Annotated in this window: 12 protein-coding genes, 2 tRNA genes and 3 pseudogenes; 1 reads left to right on the forward strand and 16 read right to left on the reverse strand. The window is 50.4% G+C overall.

Annotated features, from left to right (window positions below; genetic code table 11):
* Positions 1 to 179: 179 nt before the first annotated feature.
* The 9 genes from GPOALKHO_RS06375 to ffh form a co-directional block, all read right to left on the reverse strand.
* A complete protein-coding gene (locus GPOALKHO_RS06375) occupies positions 180 to 410 on the reverse strand; it encodes a hypothetical protein (protein WP_406701759.1) in 231 nt (76 codons plus the stop codon).
* 1,920 nt (positions 411 to 2,330) lie between these two features.
* Entirely contained in the window at positions 2,331 to 2,525 is a 195-nt protein-coding gene (locus tag GPOALKHO_RS06380; RefSeq protein ID WP_406701760.1) for a hypothetical protein, read from the reverse strand.
* Positions 2,526 to 3,580: 1,055 nt separating this feature from the next.
* Positions 3,581 to 3,799 (reverse strand): hypothetical protein, encoded by a 219-nt coding sequence (locus GPOALKHO_RS06385; RefSeq protein ID WP_406703415.1) that lies wholly within the window; start codon positions 3,797 to 3,799, stop codon positions 3,581 to 3,583.
* 614 nt (positions 3,800 to 4,413) lie between these two features.
* The gene (locus GPOALKHO_RS06390; protein ID WP_406701762.1) at positions 4,414 to 4,632 is read right to left on the reverse strand and encodes a hypothetical protein; all 219 of its coding nucleotides are present in this window, start codon (positions 4,630 to 4,632) and stop codon (positions 4,414 to 4,416) included.
* Between the two features lie 502 nt (positions 4,633 to 5,134).
* Entirely contained in the window at positions 5,135 to 5,482 is a 348-nt protein-coding gene (rplS, locus tag GPOALKHO_RS06395) for a 50S ribosomal protein L19 (RefSeq protein ID WP_406701764.1), read from the reverse strand.
* Between the two features lie 58 nt (positions 5,483 to 5,540).
* A complete protein-coding gene (gene trmD / locus GPOALKHO_RS06400) occupies positions 5,541 to 6,296 on the reverse strand; it encodes a tRNA (guanosine(37)-N1)-methyltransferase TrmD (RefSeq protein WP_406703417.1) in 756 nt (251 codons plus the stop codon).
* 38 nt (positions 6,297 to 6,334) lie between these two features.
* Positions 6,335 to 6,883 carry a ribosome maturation factor RimM gene (gene rimM, locus GPOALKHO_RS06405; protein ID WP_406703419.1) on the reverse strand — a complete coding sequence of 183 codons (549 nt, stop codon included), beginning with the start codon at positions 6,881 to 6,883 and terminating at the stop codon, positions 6,335 to 6,337.
* Between the two features lie 18 nt (positions 6,884 to 6,901).
* Positions 6,902 to 7,150 carry a 30S ribosomal protein S16 gene (rpsP, locus tag GPOALKHO_RS06410; protein WP_406701766.1) on the reverse strand — a complete coding sequence of 83 codons (249 nt, stop codon included), beginning with the start codon at positions 7,148 to 7,150 and terminating at the stop codon, positions 6,902 to 6,904.
* A gap of 106 nt (positions 7,151 to 7,256) precedes the next feature.
* Positions 7,257 to 8,606 carry a signal recognition particle protein gene (gene ffh / locus GPOALKHO_RS06415; protein ID WP_406701767.1) on the reverse strand — a complete coding sequence of 450 codons (1,350 nt, stop codon included), beginning with the start codon at positions 8,604 to 8,606 and terminating at the stop codon, positions 7,257 to 7,259.
* A 481-nt stretch (positions 8,607 to 9,087) separates the two neighbouring features.
* Between ffh and GPOALKHO_RS06420 the strand changes: the two are divergent.
* Positions 9,088 to 10,207 (forward strand): annotated as a pseudogene (locus GPOALKHO_RS06420) (CNNM domain-containing protein); the annotation flags it as partial.
* Between the two features lie 63 nt (positions 10,208 to 10,270).
* Here the strand turns inward: GPOALKHO_RS06420 and GPOALKHO_RS06425 are convergent.
* The 7 genes and pseudogenes from GPOALKHO_RS06425 to alaS form a co-directional block, all read right to left on the reverse strand.
* Positions 10,271 to 10,699 (reverse strand): annotated as a pseudogene (locus GPOALKHO_RS06425) (S-ribosylhomocysteine lyase).
* Between the two features lie 131 nt (positions 10,700 to 10,830).
* Positions 10,831 to 12,390: a glutamate--cysteine ligase gene (gshA, locus tag GPOALKHO_RS06430; RefSeq protein ID WP_406701768.1), complete on the reverse strand. Its 1,560-nt coding sequence runs from the start codon at positions 12,388 to 12,390 to the stop codon at positions 10,831 to 10,833.
* A 74-nt stretch (positions 12,391 to 12,464) separates the two neighbouring features.
* Positions 12,465 to 12,892, reverse strand: a pseudogene (locus tag GPOALKHO_RS06435) (fructose-1-phosphate/6-phosphogluconate phosphatase).
* Positions 12,893 to 13,421: 529 nt separating this feature from the next.
* Positions 13,422 to 13,498: transfer RNA gene (locus GPOALKHO_RS06440), tRNA-Arg, on the reverse strand.
* An 8-nt stretch (positions 13,499 to 13,506) separates the two neighbouring features.
* A tRNA-Ser gene (locus GPOALKHO_RS06445) sits at positions 13,507 to 13,599 on the reverse strand.
* A 245-nt stretch (positions 13,600 to 13,844) separates the two neighbouring features.
* Positions 13,845 to 14,030: a carbon storage regulator CsrA gene (gene csrA, locus GPOALKHO_RS06450; RefSeq protein ID WP_406701770.1), complete on the reverse strand. Its 186-nt coding sequence runs from the start codon at positions 14,028 to 14,030 to the stop codon at positions 13,845 to 13,847.
* Positions 14,031 to 14,293: 263 nt separating this feature from the next.
* The gene (gene alaS / locus GPOALKHO_RS06455) at positions 14,294 to 16,921 is read right to left on the reverse strand and encodes an alanine--tRNA ligase (RefSeq protein ID WP_406701772.1); all 2,628 of its coding nucleotides are present in this window, start codon (positions 16,919 to 16,921) and stop codon (positions 14,294 to 14,296) included.
* Positions 16,922 to 16,924: the final 3 nt, after the last annotated feature.

The raw sequence follows: 16,924 nt of genomic DNA on the forward strand, positions 1-16,924 counted from the left end.
GTCGGACAGTGACAGTAGATAATGGGTTCATTACAATAGAATGATATAACTAAATCACTTTATATTTTGGGTTTTATTTTTATCTCTTGTATCTTAAATTGGTATTCTTTAGGGATCGGCTTCGTAGCAAGATTTTCTTTATTTAACAGCGCAATTTTCTTTTTCACCTCAGAGATTTCCTAGGTGCCATAGGTGACGCTGTCAATCTCATCGAGTGAAGCATCGGTTTCATCAACTTGCGCCCTGCGTGCGTGAACAAGGTTCTTGTGCCTACAGAAGTTAGTGCTGCTATCGCTTTCGTAGCCGCCGTCATCAACTGAGCTCGAGTTCATAAGCTGGCAATTATCACGATGGACAGCATCACCATAGCTGTTATCATCGGTGGAAAGATCACTTTCAACATCGCTCATATCACGCTGTCATCATCTGCGCTCTCGTACCATGAACTGCAATTAATGGGTTGAATCATTGTTGAGAACGAGTCCGTTACGGTCTCGTGAAGGCGACGAAACTCTCCAGCGATAACAGCAAGGAGAGGGGGTTAGTTGCGGGTAACAGCGAGAAAACACGCCGAGAATGATTTCCGATAACATCAACGTAAATATCAGGCCATTCTTCAATAAAGAGGTGCACCGGTTTGGGTCACGCTCCAATACGTCCCCGCAAGGAGTAGCCGGAGAAAAGACGCGAGAACTATGCCAATTCATCAGCAATACCATCCCGGCCTGCACCATAGCGATGGGCACGGCCGAAAGCTCTAGCATCAAAAGTAAAGCTGGACTACCAATATAGGAAATTTCACTCATTTCCCTTAACACCAAAATTAAATCACTGTCGTCAGGAAATAGACCGCTGGCTTCGGAAAGTAAGCGAGGTATAACTCATCTTTCCTTTGCCGGAAACGATAATCAGCGTGTTGATCTTTTCGTCGGCGAACTCTTCAAGCATTTGCGAGAGGAAATCATTTTCTGCAATATTTATTCCCCTTACCGAGCCTGTTCATGTGTCTAAAAGCGTTAACTATCTGCATCTCCATGCAATTTCGTCTCCATACTGACCTCAATCACCGGCATACCGTCATCGATGGGAATCGATTCGCTTTGCCCTGTCTTAGTGGATAGGAAATCACGAAAACTTCTTGTATCTATCGAATTGACCGCCATCGTGTCGCTTTCGGATTAATGCTAGGCTATATAAAGTTATATTGTATCAGTGAGATCTGCATGCCTTCCAAAACGGCGCCTTGAGGCAATATTAGGCTAAATGAGGAACATACGCACAAATTGCTTGTTGTGCTTGTAGCGATAATCAAATAGCCGCCCCAAAAGAAGATGTCTCGCAGCCTGGGGCCCCAGGCGCCGCTGACGCGTTGATCGCGGCTATAGCCCCATCAACAACCACTCCCATTGGGCATCCGCGCCCTCTGTCTACGTGTGTTGACCAGCAGTAATTCGGCAACCTGTGTGATTTGGTTATCGCTGCTGGTCGTGAGATCGCCATCCTGAGTAAGTGCTCTTTTAGTGGCGGTGGTACCGTCTCCTTTGTGCGTCAAAATCTCCGGATGCGCAACGATTTGAGTGCCGTTTGGCCAGCACGCCCACTTCCACAGAAACTGCGTACTGATTAGTTGCGCTCAACGAACTGGAATTGAAGGCAATGCCGCTGTTCCCCATCCGGGTGCCGCCCGACCAGCTATTCCAGCTGATTAACTTCATCTTTATCGATGTCCAGAATCCACGGCGAAAGTCGAATCCGCTGTTTAGCAATATCAATCGCCGCAACCAGAGTCCGCGCATAACTGACCCGCTGGCTCACTCTTTGGATCAGCAAACTATTGGTTTGAGGTAAGAGATGATATTTATCGTGCCGTAACTGACATTTTCGAGCGAAACCTGGTTGCAACTATCCCGGGGAACGCCGTTGCCGTTACCAACATTAAGCTGTTAATTCAACACCGTTGCGACACCCAATATGCTTGCGGGCGCATCTCTTTGCGAGTAATTACGATCGGTGACGAAAGAATTTTTCAGCTTGAACACGTGAATTTCATTCTTACCGGTCGTTAAATGTGCTATTCAAGTACTTGGCGGCGAGCGGTAACCAGACCGACATACACCAGCAGTCCGGAAATATGAAACCACCGAAAACGCTGGTCATACAGCATGGTAGACTTTTAAAAGGTCACCAAGTGGTCAAAGGCGCATGACTCAGCTGTACTATTTGACTGCTAAATCGCGCTGCCGTCGCTATACTAAATCAAAGCCGTTTTAAGGGCCCGGTTTTCAAGCAGCTGCAGCGGTTTGTCCATATCGAACTTTTCCGATACTTGTTTACAGCCGGCTGGCCAGCTCGCTGACGATAATGGGTTTATGTATTTCACCGGCCAAGGTGGATAACAGCTGGCGTATGCTACGCTTGTTAGCGACATATTCATTGGTACTGCTACTAGCTATCTCATTGCTCGTCTGCTCGGAGCGAAATGGCCCCGCCCAGGAGCCGGCACGCTTGCCTCCAGCAACAATCAAGCATAGTCCATCTTAATAAATTGAACGAGCTTACTCATATAAAAACCTTCTAATGCTCTGAGACTTTTGGCGTAATACAAAAACGACTTCATTTCCATAGAAAGAGAATAAAATGATACTATTACCTTCAATGAGTTGACAATATGCTGCGCGCCAGATTCTTATCTGCCATTTCTTGCCGCGTTTCAAATAGCGATGGCATAGTCTTCGCTCATAATTAGCGACAGCAGATAATCGACTATCCAATAACTCTCACGCTGACAAATAAAATAGTACAGTCCCGCATAAGACTCTTGATAAGCCGGGTTTTACCCAGTAGGAGGATGTCTTGCAAAGTCATATCTTGATCTTTTATCAATAGATTACAAAAGATCGTCCGCTCCTCTTAATAAGGCACATGTAACGTTATTGCAAGAGGTACTGATGAAGGCGGCAATATGGAAATTCAACGTTGCAATACGTGCATTAAAGGTAACAAAGTGTTTGGGAAATTCAAGCTGCCTAAGACGCATTGGGCTTAGACGCCCTCTGGTTCAGAGTAAAAGGATTATCCTATCTTGCCAAGTCGTGAAGAGAGTATGATGTCTTATTTAGTCTTATTCCTATATGTAACAATAGTACTCGATCTTGATCCTTAACAAGGGCCTGTGGTATCAACTAATGACGAGATGATTGACTTTGAATCATTTGCAGGCCGGAAATACGCTGTCCGTTAATGGTACTCTCTGACGATAGCGAATAGCTGCAGACTATTTTGTCACCCACCAGTGACGTCAGTGGCGGATGCTGGACGTTCCGTCTTGTTAGCGCGTTTCACTTGCCGGCAAAAAGTAGTGAGAAGGATATGCCTGCAGGTTTAGCGTTGTTTGTCGAATCGGTGGAGAAAATTGGCTACCCTGCGTGGCGGCCGAAGGATGATATCGTTCACGGCTTAAGGATTCGTGAGTATGGTTATCGTTGTTATGCTGCGGCCACGCACTATGATCCTAAATGCAGCTTTTACAGCCGCCCTCACAGCTTCCTGTCGTAGTTGCTCAATAAACATATATGACAGGCTAGCCCATATCTTCGGTGCTGCTTTCTAGCGACAGACTGCATAACGCAAACAATACTGATTGGTCGGCATCTGCCGCTGGTATCACCGGGCTTGCGTAATCCATGCTGGGGATAGCCTGCAATTGATCACTGTCGATTGGCAGGCTTCTAAGCGGACATCGTTCCGGTGTTTTGCTTTTGTGCTTCCAAATTCCCGCTTTCGGCATCACAGTCGGCATCACAGTCTGCAGCAACTGCGTGTCTTTTCCATTGAGCCTCTCTTGCGGGTCTTGTGGTGGCTGATACTTATTTAGTAAGCGTCAAGAGTGAGGTTGAGACTAGCTACAAGGACACACTCTCCCCTTTCAGCGCCCTGCTATCAGTTCAGGGCGAGAGTAGGGGCGCTATTATGATAACTTCTTTGGCACGTTTCTGCGCCATGTCCATGCGTTACGCGGATCTCGCCGGCGATGCGAAAAGTGCAAGTACGTCACGGCATAAGTTTGCCACGTACTTGATCTCGTTCGCGTCGGATAAGCAGATCCCCTTCCCCTGGTAGGCAAATATCCCTGCCGCCAGTTTTATCTTAGCGGCAGAACGCTAGAGGTTACTATACTGGTTGCCGTTATGGCCTATAACTCCCGCTGTATCGTTTTCCAGGGGCATTATTGAAGATATCAGCACGCGCCTGCATTATAAGCGACGAGCGTGCGTTTTTGAGCTTCTTGTGGCTTGCTACCCATCTCTGAATTCACTGATGAGCATCGCTATCATCTCTTTGCGTAGCTTCGCGGCGTTCATTAATTCGTCGAGATGGTCACTACGATATTGTTTAATTTCAGCGAAATTACCCTCAATCGTTTTTCAATTCTGCCAAGTGTAATAATATGGTCATGGATGCTATTTTCGGCGCTGGCAGATTCCACATTTCCTTCATTTTCTGAAAATACTTCAAGCTATTATAATCCAGTACTGCCGTCTCAATTACTACAAGCTGATACTCGGTAAGCTTATTAATTGATTTGGCACATTCGGACACATTCACATCGCTCAAGGTGATCTCAGGCGCCACTTTTTCCGGAAAAAGTTTGCTTTTCCGGCCGCTTACTATTCTTATCATCAAATAAGCTAAAATTTAGGTTTTGATTAAGTATATCACACTCGTTGTCAAACGTGTCTTTTGCCGCGTCCTTGAGCGGTTGTTGCTCGAAAATCTTTCTCATTAACGTAACGTGATCGTGTAGTTTTATTTCAAGCATATCAGACCTACTATCCTACTATAGTGTAGTTAGGGCTATTATTCCTGATTTTCCTAAATTTGATGTTAATTAACGCTCAGTGCTTATACTTTACTTATTCACTGTCTTCTCGCCTTTTTCACGTGGTCGAAAATTTTTATTGGTGTTCCCTCTATGGCTGAACACCTAAGCGTTTTCCCGCCACAAGGTTTTTATGGAGTTTAGTGTTATGATTATCTTTTCTCAGTGAGATGATAACTACATCACCTCAAAAAGGTCAACCCACTGATTGACCCTTGACTCACTAAACACTTTCAGGTGTTATGAAAGTGTACCTTAGTTCAGGCGCTCTTTAATACGCGCCGCCTTACCGGCACGTTCACGCAGATAATACAGTTTGGCCTGACGAACAGCACCACGACGTTTCACGGTAATGCTATCGATGACTGGAGAATGCGTCTGGAACACGCGCTCAACGCCTTCGCCGTTGGAGATTTTGCGAACAGTGAATGCAGAATGTAGACCGCGGTTACGAATAGCGATAACCATGCCCTCGAATGCCTGCAGACGTTTTTTGCTACCTTCAACAACCCATACCTTAACTTCCACCGAGTCGCCTTGGCGGAAGAACGGTACGTCCTGCTTCATCTGTTCTTGTTCAATTTTCTTAATAATGTTGCTCATAATTGGTCTCTTATCCTGAACTGTCAGTTCAGGATAACCGGCCAACTGACCGATCCCTTTAATCATCTTGTTGCATTACCCGATATTCCCGCTGGAATTCGGTTAACAACGTTGCTTGCTCGTCAGTCAGAGCTAGGCTTTCCAGAAATTCGGGTCTTCTCAACCAGGTGCGACCCAAAGACTGTTTTAGACGCCAACGACGAATCTTAGCATGGTTACCCGATAGCAGAACTGGCGGAACCTCCATGCCGGCTAACACCTCAGGACGGGTATAGTGCGGGCAATCCAACAACCCTCTAGCGAAGGAGTCCTCCGCGGCGGAGGACTCATGTCCCAGCACGCCAGGAATCAACCGGGAAACCGAGTCAATCATCGCCATCGCTGCTAATTCACCGCCGCTGACCACATAATCACCCATTGACCATTCTTCATCAATCTCGGTGGCGATTAAACGTTCATCAATACCTTCGTAACGGCCGCAGACCAAAATCATCTTTGAGTTGGCAGCCAACTCGCTCACGCCTTGCTGATCGAGCTTACGACCCTGAGGGGAGAGATAAATCACCTTCGCTTCTTTGTCTACCTTATTTTTTGCCTCGTGAATCGCATCCCGCAAGGGCTGCGCCATCATCAGCATCCCCGGTCCGCCGCCGTAAGGGCGATCGTCCACGGTACGGCGCCGATCGTGGGTAAATTCGCGCGGACTCCAGCACTGCACTCGCAGCAGGCCATTCTTCACGGCCTGGCCAGTCACCCCGTGATCGGTAATGGCGCGGAACATCTCGGGAAACAAACTGATAACACCAATCCACATCCCGCTGCTTCCGCTATTGCCGCCCTCAGAATCTACGGTCAAAAGCCCGGATCCCAATCAACTTCAATGGCGTGGGCCGTGAGATCGACGTTCTTAATCACCTGCCCATCGAGGAACGGAATCAACCGCTCCTGAATGCCAAAGGCGTCTTTTAGGTTGACTTTCACCACCATAACATCATTCGAGCCGGTTTCCATCAAATTAATAACTTCCCCAAGCTGATAACCGTCAATGGTGACAACCTGGCACCCCAGGAGGTCTTTCCAGTAGTACTCGCTGCTGTTAAGGTCCGGCAATTGCGACATGTCGATGACGATTTCACAGTTTGTTAAAAGCGTCGCCGCTTCCCGGTCTTCGATGTCCCTGACCTTGATAATCAGATCCTGATTGCGGCGCTTCCAGCTTTCCAGCCCGATCGGCTGCCACTCATCGGCCTTTTTTATGAACCAGGGCTGGTAATTAAAAATGCCTTCGGCTTCTTCAGTGGAAGAAAGCGCTCTGAGACAACCGCGAATACCATACGCCGAGCCCATCTTGCCAACAACTACCGGCTTAACGGGTGCTGCGATACGGAGTTGTTTGTTCATTTTCACCGCCAGAAGGCATTACGCTGCTTTTTTCGCGTTTTTGATCAGCGCGGAAACGTGTTCGGAAACCGTCGCGCCCTGGCCAACCCAATGCTCAATACGATCCAGATCCAAACGCAGAGCTTCAGCTTGACCGGTAGCGATCGGGTTGAAAAAGCCAATACGCTCAATAAAGCGACCGTCGCGCGCATTGCGGCTGTCTGTCACGACGATCTGATAGAACGGGCGTTTTTTAGCGCCGCCACGTGCCAAACGAATTGTTACCATAACATCCTCTTTAGTTATAAAACAACCGGGCCCTGTCGGGGGCGGGTCCAGTTGCCGTATAAAGCCCCGGGATTCTACTCGTTTCGTGGTAAAAAGCAATCGATAGTTAACGATCAAGGAAGCTGGGCAGCATCATACCCTTCATATTGCGCATCATGCCCTTTTTCATTTTCTTCATCATGCGCTGCATATCGTTGAACTGTTTCAGCAAGCGGTTAACATCTTGGACATGCACACCGGAGCCAGTGGCAATACGGCGTTTACGTGAGCCTTTAATGATGTCCGGGCTAACGCGCTCTTTGGCGGTCATGGAATTGATGATAGCCTCCATGCGCACCAGGACTTTATCGTCTATTTGCGATTTAATGTTGTCCGGCAGTTGGCCGATCCCGGGCAGTTTGCTCATCATGCTGGCCATGCCGCCTATATTGCGCATCTGCTTGAGCTGATCCAGGAAGTCGGTCAAATCGAAGCCATCGCCTTTCTTCAGCTTGCTGGCCAGCTTCTCCGTCTGGGCACGATCGACCCTGCTTTCAATGTCCTCGATAAGGGACAGTATATCGCCCATGCCAAGTATTCGCCCGGCCAGGCGATCGGGATAAAAAGGCTCCAGCGCGTCGGTTTTCTCTCCGACGCCAATGAATTTGATAGGTTTACCGGTAATATGGCGGATGGAAAGCGCTGCACCGCCGCGCGCATCGCCATCCACTTTGGTCAGGATAACCCCGGTCAGCGGTAGCGCCTGATTAAAGGCTTTGGCGGTATTGGCGGCGTCCTGGCCTGTCATGGCATCCACCACAAACAGTGTTTCCAACGGGTGGATGGCGGCGTGGATAGCGATGATTTCCACCATCATCGTTTCATCTACATGCAGGCGGCCAGCGGTGTCCACCAGCAGCACATCATAAAATTTGAGCTTGGCCTGATTCAGCGCCTGATTGACGATATCGAGCGGTTTTTGTGCGGTGTTGGACGGAAAAAAATCGACACCCACCGTGTTCGCCAGCGTTTCAAGCTGCTTGATAGCCGCCGGGCGATACACGTCGGCAGACACGACCAGCACTTTTTTCTTCTGTTTTTCGCACAGATATTTACCGAGCTTGCCAACGCTTGTGGTTTTCCCCGACCCCTGCGGGCCAGCCATCAACACCACCGCTGGCGGCTGCGCTGCCAGATTCAGGGCGTTGTTTCCGTCTCCCATAGCGTTCACCAGCTCGGCGCGCACGATCTTGACGAATTCCTGCCCCGGTGTCAGGCTTTTATTTACTTCCTGCCCCAGCGCGCTCTCTTTGACCCGGCTGATAAAGTCCCGAACGACCGGGAGTGCCACATCCGCTTCCAACAGCGCCATGCGCACTCCGCGCAGGGTTTCTTTGATATTGTCTTCAGTCAGGCGACTTCTGCTGCTGATATTGCGCAACGTGCGCGATAATCGATCGGATAAATTGTAAAACATCGTTTTTACTCAAGCTGGCGTCCAGCCGCTTACGCGACATTATTTGTAGCAATTAACATGAAGCAGGCCGGAACACTGCCCTCTTACGACAACATCTAGAGCATAGCGCGCTGAAGGCTATATAAGTCGGACGATGGCGCTGCCATGTCCTAGCTTTCCCTTGTGACCTTATGCCCATTCCTTAAGCCTTGGCCTGATCCGCCCGGTATTCTACGCTACAAGAGCGCCTATCACCAGCTGGCCCTTGCTATCGACGGCAGTAGCAATATCACTAGGGCTCGGCGCGCTGATTTGGCTACCCATCTTTGGCGTGCAGGCAGGGTAGGGTAAATGTGAGCTTATTAAGCGTGGGTTTACTCATCAGCTTTATCATCTGTGGCCCTGCGCTATATATTGCCGCCAGTACGCGTTCCGGTTGACGTGGCTTGATTATTTGCCAAAAAATAAGAAACTGAATTTCCATTCACACAATGCGACGCCGATCAGGAAAGCCACTTTTGAACATACTTCAATCAGTACGCTGCTTATCATTCTGCATTGGTTTCTGCCTATTTCTCCGCTTCCAAAACAGGCAGCGGCGAACGGACAAACCGCTGCGTTCTGGTGCTTATTGGCAATAATCTGGGCAAGATTCTCGCCTCCGCGCTGGCGATCTCAGTATACGTCTTCATAGCGATCTCGACGTCGCTATTGCCGCCGTGGGTATTGACGTTCATGGCATTACTATTCGCTGAGGCACTGCCGAAAACCGTGGCGACGCTCCACCCGGAACGTATCGCATTTCAAATTAGCCTGTTGCTGGTACCGCCGCAAAAATTGATGTTGCCCGTCGTGTGACTGCTCAATCTGATTACTCGCGTATTAATGCGTCTGATGGGTATCAGGCCTCCCCCAATGTACGCGATGCGCTGAGCAAGGAAGGGATGAAGAGCGCGCAACATCGTGACGGAATCCCAATCGATGATTTCCAGCCGCAACCAGGACATGCTGATTTCCGTGCTGGATTTGGAAAAGTGACCGGTAACGACATCATGGTACTGCGCAACTAAGATCGTCGGTATCAATGTCAAGACGAGTGACGTTCCATGATTCATCAGCTAACCCATTCGCCTCACGGTCGTATCGTGCTGTACCGCGATAATCTTGATGCTATTATGGGTTTGCGAGGATTACCGTCTGATGACGAAGCAGGAATTTACCAAAGAGAATCTGCTGAACGCCGCGGATGAGATTTATTATGTGCCAGAAGGCACCCCACTCAATGCAGTTAGTGAGGTTTCAGTGCAATAAAGAAAAGGTGGCATTATCCTCAACGAGTACGGTGATTCCAGGAGCTGGTGACGCTGGAGGATATTCTTAAGGAGATTATGGGGTTTTACCACCTCTATGCCTCCAAGCCTAACGGAAGAGGTCATTCCGCAAAGCGGCGGTTCGGGGTGATCATCGAAGGCGGCGGCATGCCGCTGAAGCGCTGGCAGATATACTGCCAATACCCATACACATATTGGCAGCTATCAGATGATATATTGGATGTGCAGGACAATATGATACAGCAAGCGTGCATCACGGTCATAAAGCCGCTAAAGCATGGCGTCGATGGGAATAAGGCTCATCCGCGGGCGAGTCTTATTCTTAGGCACTCTAAGGTTGAACACCACTGCCAACTAGATATGCAGCTCCGCCAGTTTTTCTTTCGGCGGCGCCAGTTCGTCATTCTGACTTAACGCGGATAGCACTATCCAGAATGTGTTGCGCGATATCTTGCGTCTCCTTGAGCGAATGCATTTGATGCGTGCCGCACTGGTACTCGTTCAAATCGTGGATCTGCTTTTGGTCTTTTTACCTTCGGCACATCGGCCACACGCCGCTCATCCGGCGTACCGATAAGGCTCATATATAAACCAGTACGGTAGCCCATAGAAAATATTTACAATTTCAACGCCTTATCCGTTATCTCTTCCAGGTTTGGCCGGCAGAGACGCAGATCAAAGACGGTGATAGTATCGCTGTGAGGTGTCTTCATGGTTTTCGCAACACGGACAGTAGGCGGCGCCAATACGGGCATGGTCTACGGAAAAGTGGCATGATATCACCTCATTTAAAAATAATTTTGCAAATGTAAGAGAACCCCTTTCTCCGCCGTTGGTCATGCGTATGAAATTTGTCATCATCCCTGTTAGCAGGGATGATAAATTTACCACAATTTCTGAAGCCTTTTCTTTTTTCATCTCCAGTTCTGGCTTGCTAAAAACTCATCGAAACTCAGGCTATCCGCCGCTTCCAGAGCATGCTGCTGCTGCCAGGAGCGTATCCGTTCATCATCAAGCTGGACCTCCTTCATCACCTCTAGCGGCTCACTGCGCAACGTTTGACGATAATCATTAGCCAATATCAACCCCACGCCAATCCCGTGCTCGATTAATTGATCCAGAAAACGGGCGGAGAGTGTCAGATTGGGATAATCGAAACCAGCTACCAGCTTATCGCACACCTGCTGGTAGTGCGTGTCACCATTGTTGCTGTCGAAGGCTTCGGCCACGCGCCGCAGATCGCTAAACAGCGATTTACCGAGGGTGGTCAGCGGCTGCTCGGTGCTGCCGTGGTCAATACTAAGCATCAGGCCAGGCTTACGCCCTTCGAAGATCACCCGATCCCAATTGCTGCGGGTATAGAGTAACTCTTCCGCGCTCATCTCCGGAGCTTCAGCCAGCGTACACCAAATCAGAAAAAGATCCAGAAAGCGTGCCTGCTCTTCGTCAACGCCCACCGGCGAGAAAGGGTTGATATCCAGAGAGCGCACTTCTACATACTCAATACCGCCGCGCATCAGCGCGTCGGACGGGGATTCGTCATTCCGCGTCATCCGCTTGGGTCGTATCGGCGCGTACAGTTCGTTTTCAATTTGTAACACATTCGTATTCAGCTGCAGATAACGGCCGTCACGTTGCAACCCCATGCGCTGATAGTCGGCGGATGGGGTTTGAATCGCCTGTTTTAGACTGCGGACATACTCATCCAGATGGTTAAAGGTAATGCCCAACTTACTTTGCGACCTATTGGTATAGCCTAAGTCGCTCAAGCGCAACGAGGTGGCGTAGGGCAGATAAATCAACCCTGACGGCGCGTGCTCAAACGATAGATCGGTTGTGCGGCCGTTTAGGAAAGACGGACAGATGCCCGGCGAAGCGCCAAAGAGGTAAGGAATAATCCAGCCGAATCGATAATAGTTACGAATAAGCCGCAAATAGCCGGCGGAGATTGTCTCCTTACCGCTTACCTCATCGCGAATACCGGCGTAGGCCTGCCAAAAGGCCAGCGGCAGAGAGAAATTGTAATGCACGCCGGCTATTACCTGCATCAAGGCGCTATAGCGATTTTTTAATCCTTCTCGGTATAGCATCTTCATACGCCCGATGTTAGAACTGCCATATTGCGCCAATTCGATGGGATGAGCGCCGTCAATGAAACACGGCATGCTCATCGGCCACAGGCGTTCATCCCCCAGGTGGCGAGCAACATAACGATGTATATCGCGCAACAGCGTCAGCATATGGCCGATATCGTCGTCAACCGGCGTAATAAACTCCAATAGCGCTTCGGCGAAATCGGTTGTTATCCACTTATGGGTCAGCGCCGAGCCGAAGGACTCAGGATGAGGAGTCTGTGCCAGGCTGCCGTTGGCATTGATACGCAATCCTTCACGCTCGATGCCGCGACGAATGCCCTTCAGTGCTTGAGGGTTGGCTTCCAGGCAGGAAAGCGCGCTTGATACATCCGGGATCAAATTAACCTCCCGCAGTTGACAGTGTTTGGGCTTGGGATAATGGTTCCTCGTTCAAGGCCATGGTTTGATTAATATCACGCGTTCAAGGCCAGAACATCGACAAACGCCATTATGGCCGCTTTCGCAGCCATAATACCAAAGTCGGCGTCCTCAAAAACCACACAAGCTTCAAGCGGAACACCGACCCGCGCAGTGTAGGAAGGTTTACGGAGGGTTTATGACGGTTAAACTTATGACGGTTAAACAGTGTCAGCACTGACGATGGTGTCGAAATAATGCAACAGCTCGAGAGGGTGTTATGAAGCGCCGTAGTCTTTTCACGGGCAAGCTGATTGAGAATCGATGGGCGATTGATGATGATCAATGATCATTTTCGCAATATGCCGGGCCGACGATCCGTTTAACGAGACCACGGCCGCCCCGTCGAACTGCATCCCGTAAGGTGCCAGGCTTTGCGGTGCGTCGTTTCCGTATTATCAATCTTCGATACTAATTTGTACATCGTTTCTCACCTAAAGATCTAAAATAAGTGTTTATTTTAGCGCAATCTCGTAAGATTGTCGCTGATTCTGTTAGCACCGAGTGTGCCTCGCGGTTTGGCATGGCGCGCCACGGCGAGCCTTTACCCAGGCGAGACAAGTGCAGATGGCTGAACAGTCTCAGCCGAAAAGAAGTCGTTCACCGGACTCAGGGGAGATGCGCTACGGCAGGCCATCATCTTGGTCACTTAACGGCAGAGGTTAAGGAACACCGACACCATTAAAACACGCAGAGAGAAATGCCGACGTGGTCAGGGACAACGAGATACGCTGAAAGTGAGAGAAAAGAAACGAGCGCGCGCGACGGCGATATGCGAGAAGCCGTGACTAATGGCGATCGTCATCAATCACGGCGATGCGGCAGGGGCGGCCTTGGCGATTACGACGCCGCAGACAAATACACGAGAGGAAAAGGCAAAACGGCGCAGAAGGCAACCGGCTTAGAACTCAGCCATAAAATACGACACAAAGCGCCAAGTAACGGCATGGGGATGGTGCATCCGGGAGGATTCGAACCTCCGACCGCTCGGTTCGTAGCCGAGTACTCTATCCAGCTGAGCTACGGATGCATTGTAAGTGGCGGTGAGGGAGGGATTCGAACCCTCGATACAGCTTTTGACCGTATGCTCCCTTAGCAGGGGAGCGCCTTCAACCTCTCGGCCACCTCACCTACGCGCCGCTGTTGAAGCTCATCGACACTACATGGCGCACATATTACTTTTTGGACTTGATAAGTCAAACCCTTTTTTGCCCGTCTGGAGGCGATTGCGCAATTCCCATGCAACTTGCGCAGATTGGTAAATAACCGTCTCTTGGCTATTTTGGAAAGCAGAGGAAACAAGCTGAAGAAAAAGAAAGAGGCCAATGACGGGGTTAGAGGCCGCGCCTCCGCACGGGGCAAGGCCCTGAAAGAGATCAGCAAGGAGTCTGTTGCGACTTCTCAGCCTGAATACGCTGATATATTTCTTCGCGGTGCACAGAAACTTCTTTAGGAGCATTAACACCGATACGGACTTGGTTGCCTTTGACGCCCAAAACAGTAACCGCAACCTCATCGCCTATCATGATGGTTTCACCAACTCGACGAGTCAGAATAAGCATTCTTTGCTCCTTGAAAGATTAAAAGAGTCAGGTCTCTCAGTTTCCCGCCATTATCCATCATATACCGTGAAAGCGTAAACCATGTAGCATGCATGTGACACACGTCGGGCCGACCTGGCGCCTTCCATATCTAAGGTTGGTCGATATGACAAGCTTCGCGCCTAACGGTTATTTCTCACTGTTATTTCTCGGAAGAGAATGTATTGAAACACCGCGACTTAACAGAAAGTTAAGGTGTTTATTATAACGTATTCTTATTCTACTCAGAGTCTTGCGGTCAGCATCGCATCTAAGCTTGTCAGAGCGGCCGGCAAAGCGGCGATGTCGCTGCCGCCCGCTTGCGCCAGATCAGGGCGTCCACCACCTTTCCCCCCAACCTGCTGTGCGAGGTGACCAACAATATCACCTGCTTTGACTCGTTCAGTCAAATCTTTGGTCACGCCGGCTATCAGGCTAACTTTACCTTTCGCCACCGTGGCGAGAACAATAACCGCCGAACCCAATTGGTTTTTCAGGTCGTCAACCATGGTGCGCAGCATCTTCAACTCGATATTATCAAGCTGACTCACCAGGACCTTGACGCCGTTGATATCGCGCACGTTTCGACCAAGAGATGCGCTTTCCTGCGCGGCCTTCTGGTTTTTCAACTGCTGGAGATCCTTTTCCAACTGGTGAGAACGCTCCTGTAGCGCCCGTATTTTATCCGCCAGCGTTTGACTGTCGCCTTTCACCAATTGAGCAATATGATGCATCAAATCGCTCTGCTGATGAAGCGACTCCAGTGCCCCTTCGCCGGTGACCGCTTCGATACGGCGGATACCGGCGGCGATGCCGGATTCCGAAGTGATGCGGAACAAGCCAATATCGCCGGTGCGGCTAGCGTGAGTCCCGCCGCACAGCTCGGTGGAGAAATTGCCCATACTCAGCACCCTGACCTGCACCTCGTATTTTTCACCGAACAGCGCCATGACCCCTTTATTGCGGGCGTCTTCCAGCGCCATAATTTCCGTCTGAATGGGTAGGTTGCGGCGGATCTGCGCGTTTACGATATCTTCTACCTGGCGGATCTGTTCGGGTTTCATGGCTTTATTATGGGAGAAGTCAAAACGCAGGTAGTGATCGTTCACCAGCGACCCCCTCTGCCAGACATGTTCACCGAGCACCTGACGCAGCGCCGCATGCAGCAAATGAGTGCCCGAATGATTCAAGCGGATGCGCTCACGGCGTGCGCTATCTACCTGCGCTGCGACCTGCGCGCCTAATTTCAGTTCACCGTAGCTAAGCTTGCCAAGATGGCCGAATGCCTTACCGTATTTTTGCGTATCTGCTACCTCAAATACGCCGGAAGCCGCTTTTAATTTGCCCTGGTCGCCCACCTGTCCGCCTGATTCGCTATAGAACGGCGTCTCGTCAAGCACCACCACCGCCTCTTCCCCCTGCTGAATGACATTCACCGCTTGGCCGTCGCGGAATAGCGCGCTCACCCGTCCCTGATGAGTAAGCTGTTCATAACCGATGAACCGGGTAGTTTCGTCCACGCGCAGCAGACCGTTGTAGTTGGCGCAGAAACCGCTCGACTCGCGTGCGCGTTTGCACTGCGCCTCCATGGCGCGCTCAAAGCCCGATGCGTCGACGCGCAGGCGGCGTTCCCGGCAGACATCGGCGGTCAAATCAAACGGGAAACCGTAAGTGTCATACAGGCGGAAAGCGATCTCGCCGTGGAGAGTGTCGCCGGTCAGTTTGGTCAACTCTTCGTCCAGCAGAATTAGGCCGCGCTCTAGCGTGCGGGCGAACTGCTCTTCTTCGGCGCGTAGCACCTGCTCCACCATTACCTGTTGCGACTGCAGCTGGCTCGCGGCGCTGCCCATCACCTCAATGAGCGGTGCGACCAGCTTATAGAAAAAGGTGTCGCTGGCGCCTAGCATGTTACCGTGACGAATCGCGCGACGGATGATGCGGCGCAGGACATAACCCCGACCCTCGTTGGACGGTATGACGCCGTCGCTAATCAGGTACGCGCAAGAGCGAATGTGATCGGCGATAACGCGCAACGATTTGCTGTTGGGATCTCGTGTGCCGGTTGCCTGGGCCGCAGCGGTGATAAGCGTCTTGAACAGATCAATATCATAGTTCGAGTTGACATGTTGCAATACTGCGGCAATACGCTCCAGCCCCATACCGGTATCCACCGAGGGTTTCGGCAACGGCAACTGGGTGCCGTTGGCCTGGCGGTTAAATTGCATGAACACTAGGTTCCAGATCTCGATGTAGCGGTCGCCGTCTTCCTCCTGGCTTCCCGGCGGGCCGCCCAAGATATGTTCGCCGTGATCATAAAAGATCTCCGAGCAGGGACCGCAGGGACCTGTATCGCCCATTTGCCAGAAATTGTCGGAGGCATAGGCGCTACCTTTATTATCGCCGATACGGATGATGCGCTCGGCGGGTATCCCCACTTCACTGGCCCAGATGTTATAGGCTTCATCATCGGTGGCATACACCGTCACCCACAGCTTCTCTTTAGGCAGGTTGAACCATTGTTCATCGGTCAACAGTTCCCAGGAGAACCGGATAGCATCATGTTTGAAATAGTCGCCGAAGCTGAAATTCCCCAGCATCTCGAAAAAGGTGTGGTGGTGCGCCGTGTAGCCGACGTTTTCCAAATCGTTATGCTTGCCGCCAGCACGCACGCAGCGCTGCGATGTGGTAGCACGCCGATAGGAGCGGTTATCAAGGCCCAGGAACACATCCTTGAATTGGTTCATACCGGCGTTAGTGAACAGCAATGTTGGATCGTTATCAGGCACCAGTGAGCTGCTTGCCACCACCTGATGTCCCTTGCTATGGAAAAAATCGAGAAACGCCTGACGGATCTCAGAGGTGCTCTTGATCATGGT

The organism is Sodalis sp. (in: enterobacteria) (assembly GCF_036327475.1).
In the GTDB taxonomy this organism is placed as follows: domain Bacteria; phylum Pseudomonadota; class Gammaproteobacteria; order Enterobacterales; family Enterobacteriaceae.